Origin of the sequence: Leeuwenhoekiella palythoae, assembly GCF_020310025.1 — a bacterium.
GTDB classification, from domain to species: Bacteria; Bacteroidota; Bacteroidia; order Flavobacteriales; family Flavobacteriaceae; genus Leeuwenhoekiella; species Leeuwenhoekiella palythoae.
This window is the reverse complement of sequence record NZ_CP084318.1, coordinates 73,078-89,906: the sequence shown is the minus strand read 5'-3', so window position 1 is coordinate 89,906 and position 16,829 is coordinate 73,078. Positions and strand designations below refer to the sequence as shown.

The 16,829-nt window shown below is 39.8% G+C and carries 12 protein-coding genes; 3 read left to right on the top strand and 9 right to left on the bottom strand.

Annotation, left to right across the window (positions count from 1 at the left end; translation table 11 throughout):
- Positions 1 to 60: 60 nt before the first annotated feature.
- Complete coding sequence (locus LDL79_RS00320; protein WP_225598690.1) at positions 61 to 1,071, bottom strand: pirin family protein; 1,011 nt, start codon at positions 1,069 to 1,071, stop codon at positions 61 to 63.
- A 128-nt stretch (positions 1,072 to 1,199) separates the two neighbouring features.
- On the opposite strand from LDL79_RS00320, the gene LDL79_RS00315 reads away from it, so the two are divergent.
- Positions 1,200 to 1,622, top strand: a complete 423-nt coding sequence (locus LDL79_RS00315) for a secondary thiamine-phosphate synthase enzyme YjbQ (protein ID WP_225598689.1) — start codon at positions 1,200 to 1,202, stop codon at positions 1,620 to 1,622.
- On the opposite strand, the gene LDL79_RS00310 is transcribed toward LDL79_RS00315, so the two are convergent.
- The 4 genes from LDL79_RS00310 to gndA all read right to left on the bottom strand — a co-directional run bounded on the left by LDL79_RS00310 (position 1,608) and on the right by gndA (position 7,080).
- A complete protein-coding gene (locus LDL79_RS00310; RefSeq protein WP_072982497.1) occupies positions 1,608 to 2,429 on the bottom strand; it encodes a Cof-type HAD-IIB family hydrolase in 822 nt (273 codons plus the stop codon). The two genes, LDL79_RS00315 and LDL79_RS00310, sit on opposite strands and share 15 nt — an antisense overlap.
- 90 nt (positions 2,430 to 2,519) lie before the next feature.
- The gene (locus tag LDL79_RS00305; RefSeq protein WP_225598688.1) at positions 2,520 to 4,022 is read right to left on the bottom strand and encodes a S10 family peptidase; all 1,503 of its coding nucleotides are present in this window, start codon (positions 4,020 to 4,022) and stop codon (positions 2,520 to 2,522) included.
- 132 nt (positions 4,023 to 4,154) lie between these two features.
- Positions 4,155 to 5,564 (bottom strand): amidohydrolase family protein, encoded by a 1,410-nt coding sequence (locus tag LDL79_RS00300; protein ID WP_225598687.1) that lies wholly within the window; start codon positions 5,562 to 5,564, stop codon positions 4,155 to 4,157.
- Positions 5,565 to 5,667: 103 nt separating this feature from the next.
- Positions 5,668 to 7,080 carry an NADP-dependent phosphogluconate dehydrogenase gene (gndA, locus tag LDL79_RS00295; protein ID WP_167596830.1) on the bottom strand — a complete coding sequence of 471 codons (1,413 nt, stop codon included), beginning with the start codon at positions 7,078 to 7,080 and terminating at the stop codon, positions 5,668 to 5,670.
- 204 nt (positions 7,081 to 7,284) lie between these two features.
- Here gndA and zwf point away from each other — a divergent pair, with 204 nt between their 5' ends.
- Positions 7,285 to 8,823 carry a glucose-6-phosphate dehydrogenase gene (gene zwf, locus LDL79_RS00290; RefSeq protein WP_072982490.1) on the top strand — a complete coding sequence of 513 codons (1,539 nt, stop codon included), beginning with the start codon at positions 7,285 to 7,287 and terminating at the stop codon, positions 8,821 to 8,823.
- A 30-nt stretch (positions 8,824 to 8,853) separates the two neighbouring features.
- On the top strand, positions 8,854 to 9,564 hold the full coding sequence (pgl, locus tag LDL79_RS00285) for a 6-phosphogluconolactonase (RefSeq protein ID WP_225598686.1): 711 nt from the start codon (positions 8,854 to 8,856) through the stop codon (positions 9,562 to 9,564).
- Between the two features lie 20 nt (positions 9,565 to 9,584).
- Here the strand turns inward: pgl and LDL79_RS00280 are convergent, their stop codons facing one another.
- From LDL79_RS00280 to LDL79_RS00265, 4 genes are all read right to left on the bottom strand, one after another.
- Positions 9,585 to 10,472 (bottom strand): cation diffusion facilitator family transporter, encoded by an 888-nt coding sequence (locus LDL79_RS00280; protein ID WP_225598685.1) that lies wholly within the window; start codon positions 10,470 to 10,472, stop codon positions 9,585 to 9,587.
- A gap of 64 nt (positions 10,473 to 10,536) precedes the next feature.
- The gene (locus LDL79_RS00275; RefSeq protein ID WP_167596833.1) at positions 10,537 to 11,643 is read right to left on the bottom strand and encodes a mechanosensitive ion channel family protein; all 1,107 of its coding nucleotides are present in this window, start codon (positions 11,641 to 11,643) and stop codon (positions 10,537 to 10,539) included.
- Positions 11,644 to 11,837: 194 nt separating this feature from the next.
- Positions 11,838 to 13,475 carry a RagB/SusD family nutrient uptake outer membrane protein gene (locus LDL79_RS00270; RefSeq protein ID WP_225598684.1) on the bottom strand — a complete coding sequence of 546 codons (1,638 nt, stop codon included), beginning with the start codon at positions 13,473 to 13,475 and terminating at the stop codon, positions 11,838 to 11,840.
- Positions 13,476 to 13,503: 28 nt separating this feature from the next.
- A complete protein-coding gene (locus LDL79_RS00265) occupies positions 13,504 to 16,488 on the bottom strand; it encodes a SusC/RagA family TonB-linked outer membrane protein (protein ID WP_225598683.1) in 2,985 nt (994 codons plus the stop codon).
- Positions 16,489 to 16,829 lie beyond the last annotated feature (341 nt).

The following is a 16,829-nucleotide window of genomic DNA, read 5'->3' as shown; positions in this document are numbered from 1 at the left end:
AATAATTACGATTAAATGTAAAAAATTTATTAAAATTATCGTAACACAACTCCCTTTAAATTACGGTTTCTGCAAATTTCCGTCGGGAAAAAGTGCAAATCTACCCCGATCAGCAGCGTGGGTATGCTCGTGAGAATCCCAAGGCCACCCACCAAATTGCGTCTGCTGATAATTCATAAAAGCAGTCTCAATATCTTTTCGGGTATTCCCTACGAAGGGTCCGTGTTTTACAACTGGTTCGTTAATGGGTTTGCCCTCTAGAAGAAGTAGTTGGGCTTTTTGGTTTCCATTTTTTACTACAAGTTCTTCAGTAGGATCTGCTTTAATTTGATGCATCGGCGGAATTTCAAATTCTTCGGCATAAAGCATTTCGCCTTCATAAAAGTAGAGTGAGCGATTGGCTCCGGCAGCACCTTTAGGAAGTGTGAATGTTGCTTCAGGCTCAAGACTGATCAGCCAGATATTGATTCCGTTTTCCGGGTTTGCCGCCCAAGAATCAGGTGCCGGCGCTAAAGCTTTAGATTCTTTATAATTACCGGCAATAAGTTTAATTTGAATATGCTTACCCTCGTTATCCTGTGTCGAAACTACCGGAATTTTTTCATTCCACATCATTCCAAAGTAGGGTTCAACATTTTTACTTGCAGCAGGCAGGTTGAGCCAGATTTGAAAAAGTAATAGCGGATTTTCTTCTTCGGTATTTATAAGAGGAAACATTTCGCTATGCTGAACGCCTTTCCCGGCGGTCATCCACTGCACATCGCCTTGACCAAATCTGCCGGCAGCACCTAAAGAATCTGAATGATCAACAAAACCTTCTTCAGCAATGGTAACCGTTTCAAAACCCACGTGAGGATGCCCTGGAAATCCCGGTACTTTTGAACCATGATACATTGCCCAACCGTCTTTCTGAACAAAATCTTGTCCCAGATTGCGACCTGCTAATGAAGTAGCCGGACCAAGTTGACCATTTCCTTTAGGGTATTTATCGTTGTGAAATGCACAAAACAAAAAAGGGTCTTGAGTATCCCATTGCGCGTGTAATTGTGTGATTTTTTGAATAGCTGCCATTATTGATAATTTAGATGGAATACGAAGATACGAGTCAAAATCGTAATGCGAAAGCTTCTTCTTAGGCGTTTAGCAGCTTAGGAACGCGTAGTGTTTTATAAATTTGTAGGCTCAACAAAAGAATAGCTATGCGATTTTATCAAAAGGAAATACGGTTACAATCCAGAAGCCGTGGATTTCATCTCATTACGCAAGAAATAGAACGTAATCTTGATGACTTGAAAAACATTAAAGTTGGTCAACTTCAGGTTTTTATAAAACATACTTCGGCAAGTTTAACGATCAATGAAAATGCAGATCCTACGGTACGTCAGGATTTTGAAAGTCATATAAACAAAATGGTTCCTGAGAATGCACCGTATTATATTCATACCTATGAAGGCCCAGATGATATGCCCGCGCATATAAAAGCGTCTCTGATGGGCGCTTCGGTAACTATTCCGGTCACTAACGGAAGGTTAAATCTGGGTACTTGGCAAGGAATATATCTTTGCGAGCACCGCAATCACGGCGGAGCCCGCAAAGTTGTGCTTACGCTATTTGGTCAGTAGGGCTTCTTTAGCTGCGATGAGTTGTTCTAGAATATGCTCTACACCGCCTTCATTGTTACTTTTGGTAGTATAATTTGCTGCTTTAGTAACATTAGGATGTGCATTTTGCATCGCAAAACTGTAATCAGCTTGCTCTATCATTTCAAGGTCGTTATTGTAATCTCCAAAAACCATAGTTTCGGCCTTAGAGACTTTTAATTGATCTTGAAGAATTTTTAGCGCGCGGCCTTTATCAGTATCCAAGTGACTGATGTCTAACCAGTATTCACCGCTAACTTTTACTTTAACTTCTTTTTCTAAAGCTTTTGCAATAGGATAGGTAGTTTCTTCAGAACCGCCAAAGCTGTACACAGCAATTTTAAAGAAATGGTCGTCGTTAATTTCGGTGAGGTCAGGAACGCGCTTGAATTTGGTATAATATTCTTGAAAAATTTCAATAAACGGTTCGTGATCAGATTCAACGTAGGCTTGTTCTTTTCCGCATAAAACAATGTGCGCATCTTCGATCTCACGCATTTGCTTGATAAGATTATGCACGGTTTCGGTATCTACGGTACAGGTATCTAAAACTTCAGTTTTTTTGATCGTGATTCCACCATTTTCTGCAACTACGATGATCTCATCTTTAATTGCGTCAAGCTTGTGAATGATGCTGTAATATTGACGACCGCTGGCCGCGATGAATTGCACATCGTGCTTTTGCAGCTGTTTAAATAGATCAAAAAATTTAGGGCTTACTTTTCCTTCGTCATTAAGAAGGGTGCCGTCCATATCAGAAACGACGAGTTTTACTTGTGTTAAATCCATATTTACAAAAATAACCCATAAACACGAGCCGTGTTTATGGGTCTTATTAATTGATTCTTAAATTATCGCTAAGCGTTAGTGGACCTGCGCTTACTTATACATTGCTCCCTGATCAATACCTTCACTGGCTTTCTCAATGAAATCATGAAGGTCTTGATTGGCGGTTTTTAAATCTTCAGCACGCAGGTACATCATATGGCCGCTGCGGTATCCTTTGAAATCCATTCGGTCTGAAAATTTCCCGTTGATGTTGATCTGGCTCATAATATATTTTGCATTAAAATACGTACACGCCCCGTCATAATAGCCAGACTGAACCATCAAGTGTAAATTAGCGTTCATTCCCATCGCGTCTCTAAGATCTGCACCGGTGTGATTATTAGAGCGGTCCCAAGGATGCACATTACCAAACATATCATAGGTGAGATCCGTTTTAAAGCCTAATTCTTCAGACATATAGTAGTTAATTGCCGGGGTAAAACTGTGCAACCAAGACGTCAATCCACTGTTGTAATCCGGGCGCTCGCCGGCATCTGCGATGTCTAAACCTTTGTAACGCGAATCTAGACGACCTATGGTATAACCTTCTTTATCACGTAGCAAGTCTTTCCAGAAATAATTAAAAGGAACAGCCAAGTTGTTTTGACTCACTGTTTTTTTCGAAAGTCCGGAGTAGTAAGCAGTTTTCTCTATTGCTTGTTGTTTTTCCGCTTCGGAAGCATAACCTCCTTTTGCCAGAACAGGAAGTAATTCTTCAACTGCATATTTTTCAACCTCCGGAAGCATTTCTGTTAAATCCTTATTTTGAAGGGCAGGAGGCAAGGCGTTATGATACCAAGCTGCCGCGGCAAAATACGGTAGACGGTTTGCGATCTCTACTGGACCGGCAAAGTCAAAACCTATTTCGGTAGGAGAAACTAAAATCACACCGTTTAAATACATCCAGTTTCCTTGTTGTAAGGCTTTGGCTAAGCCTGAAACACGTGTAGTACCATAGCTTTCACCAATGATAAATTTAGGAGAACGCCAGCGGTTATGACGTGTAACAAAAGTATTCACCCAATCTGCGAGATAAGATATGTCTGCATTTACTCCGAAGAACTGATCACGCTTGGGCATTTCACCTGCTGCGTTAGGAACCATTCTGCTGTAGCCCGTATTTACCGGATTAACATACACGATATCCGCCACATCTAGAACCGAATTTGGATTGTCTTTGATTCCATACGGTTGAACCGGATAACCTTCGTCGGTGATTTTTAAAATACGCGGACCAGTATATGCAATATGCATCCAAACCGAAGCAGAACCCGGACCACCATTAAAACTGATCAGCAACGGGCGCGTTTGATTGTCTTTTACATCCGTTCTAGTGTAATAGGTATAATTTAGAGTAGCCACAGGATTCCCAGAATTGTCCCAAACCGGTTGAAAACCAAGCTCTGCCTTATAGGGGATATTCTGACCTTTTATGGTCACACTGTGAGTTGAAGTAATTGTAGTATCAACAGGGGCTTTTACTTGTTGTGCGCGCAGGGCGGAAGCGAAACACACGAGAAGCGCAAGTGTGCCAAGAGTAGTTTTTAGATTCATAGAAGATTAATTATTCGTAATTCTTAAAAATACGGATATGGTTTAGTTTTTTAATAAAATGCAACGATAAATCCTTTTACTGCAATTAAAATTTAGTGCTTAGAAATTCTTAATCTAATTATTGAATAATTATCAATTTTTGACGGTTGAATTTAGCAGTTCTGATATTTGGTTACTGTCAAAGGTTTTTCCATTCTTAACTACCATAAAGATATCCTGGGTATTTTCAATATTTTTCAACGGATTGGCATTAAGCAATAGCAAATCAGCCTGCGCACCTGCATTGATTTGTGGCAGTTGCTTTTTGAGAAAAATGGCTCCGTTTTGCGATGAGGTCTGTAAAGCTTCAAGCGGAGATAAGCCGGCATCTACCAAAGCTTGTAATTCCTTATGCAATGAAACCCCGGGATACGTGTAGGAGTTGAATGCACCACTGTCTGATCCGGCAAGCAACCCTACTCCGTTATCAGCTAAAGTACCCGCAAGTTTTACAAATGCCGAATCTAGATTTTTACGCATAACCACAAACTCCGGTGAAGCATTTTTTGCACTGTTAATGCGACCCGCATAGGTTTTTTGAATTCCGTTACCTATATAGTTTAAGTATTCATCTTGCGTATGATCTACTTCGTCAAGGTAGCTCAGGGTATGCCCAATATGAAGCGTAGGAACCACAAAAACATTGCGTTCTTTGAGTTTATTGAATGTCTGCGTCGCAACCGAATCTGAATAGGTTTGCATCACACGATCTAGAGAATTCCAGAAACTGGCTTCGTTATTCTTTACGGCTTCGGTGATGGCAATTTCATCAGAAGAACAACCTTTTAAAACATAATACAAATGTTCAATCGCATCGATTCCTGCACTTGTTGTTTCATCAACCGTCACTGAATACGGCATATGACCGCTGGTGATCATCTGGCGTTTTTCAGCTGCGGCAATTATTTTTAAATAATTCGCTCCGGAAATGTTACGGTCATAGATCTTAACAAAATCAACGTTCAACGCTTGTAAACTATCTAGCGCCTGCTCGATGTCTTGATCATTTTCCACTTCAAGCGAACCTGCCCAAGTTGCGCCGGGACCGTCAATTTTTGGTCCGCTGGTGTAGATGGTTGGTCCCACCAGCGTGTTGGCTGCAATTTCCTTTTGCCACTTTTGAACCGTGGTAGTTAGATCGCCGCCGGCATCACGTACGGTGGTGATTCCGTTTGCGATAAAGAGTTTCAGGAAATCTTTATTCTCTTCAATTAAATCAACACCACCTCTAAAATGCACATGATTATCCCAAAGACCAGTCATCAGGTATTTATCACTTCCGTCAATTTGCTGTTTGGCTGCACTAGTCATCAAATCCCGACTGTTTACAATAGAGTGAATTGTATCACCCGCAATAAACACCGATTGATCTTGTGCAACTTTCCCATTTTCCAAGTTAATAATGCTCACGTTATGAATGGCAATATCAAATTGTGGGGGAGGATTTCCGCAGGAATTTAGGAGTAACATTAGAATAAGTAGAGGAGGTAAAGCTCTTTTCATAAATAGGGTGTTGTGATGCTTTAAAAATAGGAATAAAAAGAGAGCCTCGTAAAAGGCTCTTTTCAAATTTATTGGCATTGCCAAAGGGTATATTGGTCTTTGATTATTTTCCCCATTCTGTATGGAAAATACCTGAACGGTCGATACGCTCATAGGTATGTGAACCAAAGTTATCGCGTTGCGCCTGAATCACATTCAATGGAAGTCGGCTTGAAGTATAGGCTTCAAAATAATTTAGAGCACTTGACAAACCGGGAACCGGAATTCCGCTTTGCGCTGCATAAGCTACCGTCTCACGAACTGATTCTAGAGTGCCTTGTACTTTTTCTACAAATGAAGGAGCTAATAATAAATTAGGCAATTCTTTATCTGCAGTATAGGCTTGAGAAATGTCTTCTAACAATCCAGCGCGAATGATACATCCTGCTCTCCAGATTTTAGCGATAACAGACATATCAAGATCGTACTCATACTCTTTAGAAGCGTCTGCCAATTGATGTAAACCTTGAGCGTAAGCGATGATAAAAGAGAAATACAGCGACTCTTCGGCCATTGCAATGATTTTGTCTTTATCAATAGGTTTTGGCTCTGGACGGCTGTATAATTTATCAGCAACGATGCGCTCTTCTTTTAATGCTGAGATCTCACGCATACTCACTGCAACATCTATCGTAGGAACAGGAATTCCTAAGTCCATTGCATTTTGTGAGGTCCATTTACCAGTACCTTTTTGCTTGGCTTTGTCGAGGATCATATCTACTAATCTTCCGTCACCTAGATCATCTTCTTGCTTGAAAATTTCCGCGGTAATTTCAACTAAAAAAGATTGCAAGCGTCCTTTATTCCATAGGTCATACACTTGATGCAATTCGTCATTATCAAGACCAACAGATTTTTTCAAAAGATCATAAATCTCAGAAGTCAACTGCATAAGGCCATACTCGATACCATTATGCACCATTTTTACATAGTTACCGGCAGATTTAGGTCCTAAATGCGCCACACAAGGTTCGCCATTAAATTTAGCCGAAACCGCTTCAAATATAGGTTTGATATGGGTATATGCTTCTGCGTTTCCGCCGGGCATAATACTTGGGCCTTTACGAGCACCTTCGGCACCACCGCTAACTCCGGCTCCAAAGAAGTTAATTCCTTTTTCTTTTAAATAAGCTTCACGACGGTCTGTATCGGTAAAGAATGAGTTTCCGCCATCTATGATAATATCACCCTGGTCTAGGTGAGGTAAAAGTGTCTCAATGACTTGATCAACGATTTTACCGGCAGGTACAAGCAACATGATTTTGCGGGGAGCGGCAAGCGCCTCTACAAAAGTTTCGATTTCGGTAGAAGCATCAACCTTGTTTAGGTCTCCACCTTCTTTTTTTAGGGCATCTACTTTTTCCTGATCTAAATCGTAACCAAAGGCCTTAAAATCGTTATCTGCGACGTTTAAAATAAAGTTACGTCCCATTACGCCCAGACCTACCAGTCCAAAATCATAATTTTTATGCTCCATAATAATTAGTTATTGTTCTTTTTAATTTGACACCATAATGTTTTTATAAAGACCCCTGTGTGCCGTCAAGATGCCTTATTTTTGTATTGGTTATGGTCAAAATTAAATGATAACATTGACTTTTTACCCCTTTATTCTATAAACTCATGTTATAATTGTAAATAACCACCTAACGAATCAAAAAATAGAAAAATAATTATTCTTATGAATAAAACATCTAATCAGCTCCTGGTCATTTTTGGAGCTTCTGGAGATCTAACTGCCCGTAAACTTATTCCTGCTTTGTACAACTTATATGAGGGAGGACATTTTCCCGAAAATTTTGCAGTGCTAGGAGCGAGTAGGAGTGATATGAGTGATGAAGAATTTAGAAAACGCGTTGTTTACGAGAGTCCGTTTTTAAAAGATAAACTCAAAAAGAAAGATGACGAGTTCATCAAGAAATTTGCAGACATGATGTTTTATTCAGATCTAGGCGATGATTATGATTCTGAATACAGCAAACTTAACAAACGTATTACCTCACTAAACGAGGAGCACGGTCTTGATGGTAATTATTCTTTTTACCTTTCTACGCCACCGAGCTTGTTTGAGCCCATCTCAAAAAATCTTTCTGACCAAGGGTTAACAAAAGGTTCCGGTACAGATAAAGGATTTAGACGTATCATTGTTGAGAAACCTTTTGGTTACAGTCTGGAAACTGCAAAAGAGCTTAACGCCGGGTTGCAGAAGTATTTTAAAGAAAAGCAGATTTACAGAATAGACCATTATCTAGGTAAAGAAACCGTACAAAACTTAATGGTCACCCGTTTTTCAAACTCTATTTTTGAACCGCTTTGGAACCGTAATTACATTCACCATGTAGAAATCACAAATGCTGAAACTGTAGGTGTAGAAAAGCGTGGAGGCTACTACGACAAGTCTGGAGCTTTACGTGATATGTTTCAAAGTCACTTGCTGCAGATTGTTTCTTTAATTGTAATGGAACCACCCATTAGTGCTGATGCTGACGAGATCCATAACGAAAAGGTAAAAGCGCTGAAGTCTATACGTAGAATGACCGATACGCAAACGCTTTTTGATCATACAATGAAAGGACAATATGTTGCTTCTAGCATTGATGGCAAACGCGTAAAAGGCTATCGTGAAGAAGAAGGAGTAGACCCTGATTCTAAAACCGAAACCTACGCAGCGATCAAATTCTTTGTTGATAACTGGCGTTGGAAGGATGTCCCGTTTTATGTGCGTACCGCTAAGCGCATGCCTACTAAGGTTACCGAAGTGGTAATTCATTTTAAAACGCCGCATCACCAAGTATTTAAAGAGCAGGACATCAATAATAAAGACAATAAACTGGTGATTCGTATTCAGCCGGATGAAGGTATTCTGATCAAGTTTGGTGTAAAAGTTCCGGGTCAAGGATTTAAAGTAGAGCGCGCGAATATGGACTTTTACTACAGCAGTCTTGCCGACAAAAATATTATGGATGCTTACGAGCGTTTATTGCTTGACGCGATGCAAGGAGATACAACCCTTTATGCGCGTGCTGATGAGGTTGAAGCGGCTTGGGCATTTGTTGATCCTATTCTAGAATATTGGGCAAATGATAAAGATGTACCAACCTACGGTTATCCTGCCGGAACCTGGGGCCCTAAGAATTCTGATGATTTGATCGAAGATAGCAATGGCTGGAGAAATCCGGGAGAGTTGCTTACCGATGAAACCGGATTCTGTATTATTTAAACTGAATTTTTAATTAAAATTATTCCAGAAATGGATTTACATATCAAAGAAACGAAGCAGCTTGTTGCTGAAGAATTTTCTGAATTTTTTAAAGAAAAATGTACCACCGGAGAAGATGTGCATATCGCACTTTCCGGCGGAAGCACTCCAAAGATTGTTTTTGACCATTTAGCCAAAGAATACGGTGCAGATATTGATTGGACCAAAGTGTTCCTGTATTGGGGAGACGAGCGTTGCGTGCCGCCTTTTGATGATGAGAGCAACTACAAAATGACGGTAGAACACCTGATTTCTAAAATTGATATTCCTGAAGAAAATATCTTTAGAATCAAAGGAGAAGACGATCCTGAAGAGGAAGCAAAGCGCTATTCAAAAGTGCTTGATGAGCAATTACCAAAGGCTAACGGTATTCCTTATTTTGATATCGTGATGTTAGGAATGGGAGATGATGGGCACACCGTTTCTATTTTTCCGTACAATATTGAATTATGGGATATGCCAGAGAATTGTCGTGTGGCTAAACACCCTGATTCTGGGCAAAAGCGCGTGACCTTTACCGGTAAGATCGTGAACAATGCTAAAACCATAGCGTTTTTAGTTACCGGAGCAGGAAAAGAAGAAAAGGTAACTGCGATTCATAAAAAGCACGATGGTTATAAAGAATTTCCTGCGAGTTTAGTAGCGCCTAAACAAGGCGAATTGCATTGGTTTTTAGATCAAGACGCTGCTGCAGGTCTATAATATCTAGCTAATGCAATAGCTTAAATTTTTGAGGGATTCCCAGGCTCAACGTGTATCAAAATAAAGTTGAGGTTGGGAATTTCTTCTTTTAAATAGTCTTGTAATCGATGGGCGATCTCGTGCCCTTTAGCCACCGAAATGCTTCCGTCTACAATGGCGTGCAAATCTAAGTGATAACTCATTCCGGCTTTGCGAATGAACGCTTTTTCGGTATCTAAAACTCCCGGAACTTCTAATGCTTTGATGCGTACCAATTCGATAATATCATCATAGCGATTTTCGTCCATAATTTCGCCTAAAGCAGGCCTGAAAATAAGATAGGCGTTATACAGAATAATCCCCGAAGCAAAGAGGGCTGCCCAATCGTCTGCAGTCTCAAAGCCTTCCCCAAAGATCAAAGCAACAGAAATCCCTATAAATGCCATTACCGAAGTGATCGCATCGCTACGGTGGTGCCAAGCGTCAGCTTTAAGTGAAGAACTATTGGTTTCCTTGCTGCGTTTTAGTACAATTCTAAAGGAGATTTCTTTCCAAATTATGATTACTGCCAGCACGATAAGTGTCCAGAGTTTTGGTGGTTTTTGAGGCGTTAGCAATAAAATATTTTGAACGCTCTCGTAAGCGATCACCGTTGCAGATGTCACCAAGAAAGCAACGACCATAAAGGTAATGAGCGGTTCAATTTTACCATGACCGTACGGGTGATTGTCGTCTGCAGGTCTTTCAGCATATTTTAAACCAAATAGTACCAGAAGTGAAGCAAAAATATCTGCGGTAGACTCAATGGCATCAGCGATCAAAGCATAAGAATTACCAAAGATCCCGGCCAAAGCTTTAGCGATCGCCAGCACCGTATTGCCAATGATACTGAAGTACGTAGCGCTTACTGCAGATTCTGTTTTACTCATAATTTAAATCTAAGGGGAGTGCAAAGTTCTGTTATTTAAATTGCCTATCCCGTTAAGATCTCAATTATTTATCTCTGAGTAAATCTGATTTGTCTGGTTCTTTAGTTGCTTTTTCAACCTTATCACTATCCTTGCGCGATTGCATTTCTACACGAGTACGCGGTAAACTATGCGGATAATTTTCTTGGATAAAAATGACCAATTTTTCTCTTACGTGTACACGTAGATCCCAGGCAGTAGGGGAGTCAATGGCGCTCATTAGGGCTCGGGTTTCTACCATTTCGTTGTTGGTATCAGTCACCTGAAGCACGTTAACTTCACCATCCCATAAGTCAGTATTCTTAAGAATTCTGGTGAGCTCTTCGCGAAGTGCATCAAAAGGCACGTTATAATCTGTATAGATAAAAACAGTACCTAAAATATCAGAAGAATTGCGCGTCCAGTTTTGAAAAGGTTGTTCGATAAAATAGGTGGTAGGCAGTACCAGACGGCGTTTGTCCCAGATTTTTACAACCACATAGGTAAGATATATTTCTTCTATACGTCCCCATTCTCCTTCGACGACCACGACATCATCTAGACGAATAGGCTGCGTAAACGCTATTTGAATCCCCGCCATCAAAGTACCTAGAGCTTTTTGTGCAGCGAAACCAATGATGATCCCTGCGATTCCGGCGGAAGTCAACATACTCACACCTATAGAGCGAATGCTATCAAAACTCATAAGGGCGATACTTACCGCAAAAAGAATGATCAAAAACATAAGCACACGTTCGAGTACGGTAAATTGCGTATAGACTTTACGCGCGTGAACATTGTCTGAAGCACTCATATCATATTTTAAAAGAATATTTCTTTTAAATGCTTTGAGAATGACGATTAAAATCCAAGTGATGCTTAAAATAAAGAGCAACGTACTTACATGACTCAAAAAGTTCTCCTCTATAAATTCTAAAATGCGATCGTTAGTTTTGATGATTTTAAGCACAAGCGCCAACATAAATAGCGCGAGCGGAAGTCTCATTTTTCCGGCGAAATTGACCGGTAGAATATTCTTAGGGCTTTTGCCCAATTTCTTTAGAAAATAGAAAATCAAGCCGAAAAAGACCATTCCTGCAAGAATGGTAATGAGCAAAAATTTTGAGGTTTGTGAGTCAAAATAGTCTAACATAAGCCCAGCGTTTTGTAGAATTTACTTTGAAGTTAAGCGGAAGCAGGACATATTTCCGTTAAGGATATTTAAAACTTTTGAGATCAGTCTACTATAACGATAGTAAATAGAAGAACTGCTATGCTCAACTAGCATTAATAAAAAAAGCGCTGTTTTTACACAGCGCTTCACACAAACAAATTTTAACCCAATGATTAACTCCCAGTATAACCAGGATTTTGAGTTAACTCTGCTTCTTTATTAAGTTGAATCTCGCGAAGAGGTATGGGGAACAACTCGTGAAATTCTTGCAGTCCTTCAATACGCATTGTTTGAGGTAACGGAATACCCTCATCCTGAATGTTAAGTCGCGTAGCACGCTCTACGAGCATTTTGGTTCGCATTAAGGTCATTCTTCGGTTTTCCTCAGCGAGCAATTCACGTACGCGCTCATCGAGTATAAAATCAAGGCTCATATCTCCTGCAGTTACCTGAGGAGCATTTGCGCGTGTTCTTAAAACATTAATAGTAGTTGCAGCACCACCCGGATTGTTCTGAGCCACTTGCGCTTCTGCCTTTAGTAAATAGGTTTCACCTAAACGCATAATCATGAAATCTTTCCACATCCCAAAACCAAATACATCTGCAGGATCAAAATGCCCCCATTTTAACGAATAAGGTTGAATTCTGGCAAGTGTATCAATCCCTTCATAAGGCACGAGTTCGCCATAAATATCAGAAAAATTAGGATCAGGATTATTGTATCTAAATCGCTTGTGGATGTTATGTTTAGAGTTACGCATGTCTCCTTCATCATATAGATCATAGATGACCCAGTTGTTAAGACGAATACGTGCAATTCCTCTACCACCTAACGAATCTGCCGGGATCATACCATTTACGTTATGGTAGCCAGCACCCCAAATACGACGTTGTTGAGGAGAACCACTTGAACCACCACGCACATCTGCAGGGTTCTCATTTTCTAAGACCCAAATAGCTTCAGTATTTCCTTGAGAACGACGCTGATTTCCTTTAAAGAACATATCAGAAAAAGGATCTCCTTCTTCACCTGCTTTCACTCCATAACGTTCTGTAACTAATTGAAAGGCATTGCTATTTATAATAATATCGGCTTGATCTTCAGCCAGATCAGGTTGTCCAGATCTTAGGTAGAACTCTGCCAATAATTGATGCGCCACATATTTATGCACGCGTGCTTCAAATTGAGGAGCGTTTGTGGGATCTGCAAGATTTGCGGTAGCGTATTGCAAATCTGTTTCAATCTGAGCATTTATTTCTTCCAGAGAATTCCGGGTGTAATCAAAACGAGCTTCAGTTACCGGCTCTGTAATAAGAGGAACTCCACCAAAAAGCGTTGCCAAATTATTATACGCATAAGCTCTAAAAAAGCGAGCTTCGGCATTAATAGCATCTTTTTCTTCTTGAGAAAGTTCTTCTGAAGTATTGGCCTCAATGCTGGCGATAATACTGTTAGTATTTTCAACCATATTGTACCAAAGCTCCCAGCTTTGATATGCTGCACTGTCATCTGTAGTTAATTGATTGTACTTGTAATACGGTACTTCAACTCCTTGCGGTGCTGTAGGCCATACGATATCTGTACCGGCTTGCCATACAGATAACCAACCTTGTTGCCCGCTTCGGGTATAAAAAGTACTCAGCATTTGATAAAGTCCCACGAGCTGGGCTTGATACCCCAATTCATCGTTAAGTGTTTCTGGAGTAAAGTCAGAACGAATTTCTTCTTCTAGAAAGTCATCACCGCAAGAACTAAATATGAAGATATTTAGGCTAAGCAGTATAAGTGTAAGTTTAGATATATTTTTCATAAAGTGTATCTTTTTTCGATTAGCCATTTTAAAACGAAACATTAAGTCCTATAGAGTATGTTCTCACAACTGGGTAGTTGTTAGTCCAATCTCCAGACCCTCTATACGATTGGCTACTTTCTGGATCCCAGCCTATCCAATCTGTCCAGGTATATAAATTTCTTCCGGCTACGTAGATCATTAAATTATCAAGGCCAAAACGCTCAATTTTTTCAATAGGAAATCTGTAGCTGAGACGCGCATCTTTTAATCTTACGTAACTTGCATCTCTAGGATAGCCGTAGCCCAAAGTATTACGATAAACAAGAGAAGGAAATTCATTGCTTTGATTTTCTGGTGTCCAGTATCCTACGTTAGAAGGGGTGTTACGTCTTGATAATTCATCCCCATAATTGATATCAGGGTTACCTTTTAAGACTCCTTGAACGGTCTGAATAAAGAACGATAAATCAAAGTTTTTGTAAGAGAAGGTATTTGTCAAACCGCCGGTCCATTTAGGCAGGCTTGAACCTAAATATACGCGATCGTTTTCTGGTTCAATCACTCCATCACCATTAATGTCTTCAAATTTTAAATCTCCTGGATTGGCATTAAAGCTACCTGTGTCTTCACCTTCTTGCCATACACCAACCATTTTGTAATCATAAATTGCACCTAGTGATTTACCAATAAACCATCTACTTGGGATGTCATCTTCGCCATCGCCATAAAGATCAAGAATCTCATTTTTATAAGTAGAAAAGTTGATGTTGCTCTCCCATCTAAAATCACCGGTGTCAATATTGGTACTGTTTATAGTAAATTCAAAACCTCTGTTTTCTACCGCACCTATATTTTCAATAATACTGGTAGTACCTGTCAGAGCCGGGATGCTTCGGTTAAGAAGAAGATCTTCGGTTTTTGATTTATAGACTTCAAACGATCCATTAATGCGGTTATTTAGTAAGCCAAAGTCAACACCAAGGTTTCCAGAAACCGTAGTTTCCCACTTTAAGTTTGGGTTACCTAAACCGGCGATGTAAGTCCCCGTATAGGACTGCCCGCCAAATGGATAAAGCAATGTACCTGCACGGGTTTGAGTTTGGTTAATTCCTACCCCACGGTTACCCGTTTCACCAATAGAAAATCTTAGCTTCAAGTTGTTGATGACATCAGCATTTTCCATAAATGCTTCCTTGTGAATATTCCACCCTAATGCTGCAGATGGAAATACACCATATTTACTGGTATTTGAACCAAAGGCTGAATACCCATCGCGACGTACTGTAAACGTAAGCAGATAACGACTGTCATAATTATAATTTAGTCGTCCCATTTGTGATAAGAGCGTAGATCTACTGCTATAAGTATCACCGGTGATATTTTCTGCTGCCGAAATATTATTGTACGATAACTGGTCGTTTACAAAACCGGTACCTGTAAGAGACTCTTGGAAAAACTCATTGGCTTGCGCACTATATAAAGCGGTTAAATCAAAATTATGTTTCCCGAAGCTCTTAGAGTATTTTAGGATATTTTCAATAATCCATACTTTTTCTTCATCACCGCCTACATTTGCTGTACCTCTGTTATTATTTGCAGCACGACCGGTATAGTTGCGATATAAATACGGATTAAACGTGTACGAAGCGTTAATTCTATAGCTTAAACCTTCGGCAAATGCCGGAGTAACTTCAGCAAAAACATTACCTGATAAAGTACGCTCGCGCTGTACGCGGTCTGTAGTTAGACCCAACAACGGATTTTCATAAAGCAACTCTGGCAACATTGGGTTGATAATGAGTTCGCCGTTCTCATCATAAGGAACAGAGTAGGGGCTCATAGCGGTTGCCAGAAGTAAATTTGCGCGACCACCGTCAAAATTATTATTAGCAAAAAATGCATTAAGACCTACCTTTAAATAATCGGTGAGTTGAACGTCTATATTAGAACGCAGGGTGAATTTTTGATAATCATAACCTTCAATAACCCCTTTTTGATCCAAATAACTTCCGGATACAAAATATTTGGTTTTCTCGCTTCCACCGCGAATACTTAAGTTATGCTCCTGAATAACACCGCTGCGGGTCGCAATATCAAACCAATCTGTAGTGATCCCGGCATTGTAATTGTCGATTTCAGACTGATTTTCAAGAATACGATCTTGTTCTGCTCCAGGATTATTTTGGCTGAAAAAATCTGCGTATTTCTGCACATAAGCATCTGGACCTAAGGGTTCAAGCACATTTGCAAATTCTTCAATTGCGCCATACGTGCTGTAATTGATCACAGGATCACCGCTGGTTCCTCTTTTAGTTTGAATAAGGATAACTCCGTTAGACCCACGTGTACCGTAAATTGCAACCGCAGAAGCATCTTTTAGAATTTGAATAGACTGAATATCTCTAGTGTTGATATCGTTTAAAGTACCTGTAAATGGAACACCATCTAAAACAATAAATGGACTCGTACTTCCTGTGATTGAATTGATACCGCGCACTTGAATAGATCCGGTTGAACCTGGCACCGAAGAACCTTGACTTATATTTAGTCCAGCAGTAGTACCTTGAATAGCTTGGGTTACGTTAGTCACCGGTAGGTTTTCTAAACGTTCTTCAGGAACCGAAGCCACGGAGCCCGTTACATCAGACTTCTTTTGACTACCATACCCAACGACAACGATTTCGTCTAAAACCCCAAGATCTTCTTGTAACTGGGCATTAATCGTAGATTGACCGTCTACTGGAATATCAATCGTTTTCATTCCTACATAAGAAAAAGAGAGCACAGCGTCTGCAGCAACTTCAAGTTCGTAGTTTCCGTCAAAATCAGTTGTGGTACCGTTAGAAGTACCTTTTACAACAACCGTAACTCCGGGAAGTGGCATACCATCTGCCGCTGTGGTAACTGTACCGGAAACAGTCTGTTGCGGTTGCGATATCGTTGTAGCTTTAACATCAAAAGAAAAGCATAACAACAACATTACAAGACTGCAAATCGCAATTGATTTTAATTGTAACATGTTTTGTTTCATAGAATAAGTATTAGTTGAACATCTAGCTTAATGTGTTTAATTGTTTATAAGCGTTTAATCAGAGTTCAATGTTCTATAAAATGCGTTTTGTATATCGGGGGCTTATCAATTAATAATAGGGGGGTGATGGTGCAGGATAGGTATAATGGGGACTTTTGGCCCTAATGCTATGCATTTGAAATGCATAATTCATCAAAATAATCTTTAAGAATTTGCTATTTTAAACCTAATTTTTTTGTTATAAATAAACTTTTAAAGTCGTTTTGATGAGGAATAAAAAACTGAAAATTTAAATTTTCGCATTATAAATGTATTAAACACATTTATTTTTATTTTATTTG

Excerpts from the sequence above, each read along its gene's own strand:
- LDL79_RS00320 (WP_225598690.1), bottom strand. The coding sequence starts at position 1,071 with ATGGCAGCTATTCAAAAAATCACACAATTACACGCGCAATGGGATACT.
- LDL79_RS00315 (WP_225598689.1), top strand. The coding sequence starts at position 1,200 with ATGCGATTTTATCAAAAGGAAATACGGTTACAATCCAGAAGCCGTGGA.
- LDL79_RS00310 (WP_072982497.1), bottom strand. The coding sequence starts at position 2,429 with ATGGATTTAACACAAGTAAAACTCGTCGTTTCTGATATGGACGGCACC.
- LDL79_RS00305 (WP_225598688.1), bottom strand. The coding sequence starts at position 4,022 with ATGAATCTAAAAACTACTCTTGGCACACTTGCGCTTCTCGTGTGTTTC.
- LDL79_RS00300 (WP_225598687.1), bottom strand. The coding sequence starts at position 5,564 with ATGAAAAGAGCTTTACCTCCTCTACTTATTCTAATGTTACTCCTAAAT.
- gndA (WP_167596830.1), bottom strand. The coding sequence starts at position 7,080 with ATGGAGCATAAAAATTATGATTTTGGACTGGTAGGTCTGGGCGTAATG.
- zwf (WP_072982490.1), top strand. The coding sequence starts at position 7,285 with ATGAATAAAACATCTAATCAGCTCCTGGTCATTTTTGGAGCTTCTGGA.
- pgl (WP_225598686.1), top strand. The coding sequence starts at position 8,854 with ATGGATTTACATATCAAAGAAACGAAGCAGCTTGTTGCTGAAGAATTT.
- LDL79_RS00280 (WP_225598685.1), bottom strand. The coding sequence starts at position 10,472 with ATGAGTAAAACAGAATCTGCAGTAAGCGCTACGTACTTCAGTATCATT.
- LDL79_RS00275 (WP_167596833.1), bottom strand. The coding sequence starts at position 11,643 with ATGTTAGACTATTTTGACTCACAAACCTCAAAATTTTTGCTCATTACC.
- LDL79_RS00270 (WP_225598684.1), bottom strand. The coding sequence starts at position 13,475 with ATGAAAAATATATCTAAACTTACACTTATACTGCTTAGCCTAAATATC.
- LDL79_RS00265 (WP_225598683.1), bottom strand. The coding sequence starts at position 16,488 with ATGAAACAAAACATGTTACAATTAAAATCAATTGCGATTTGCAGTCTT.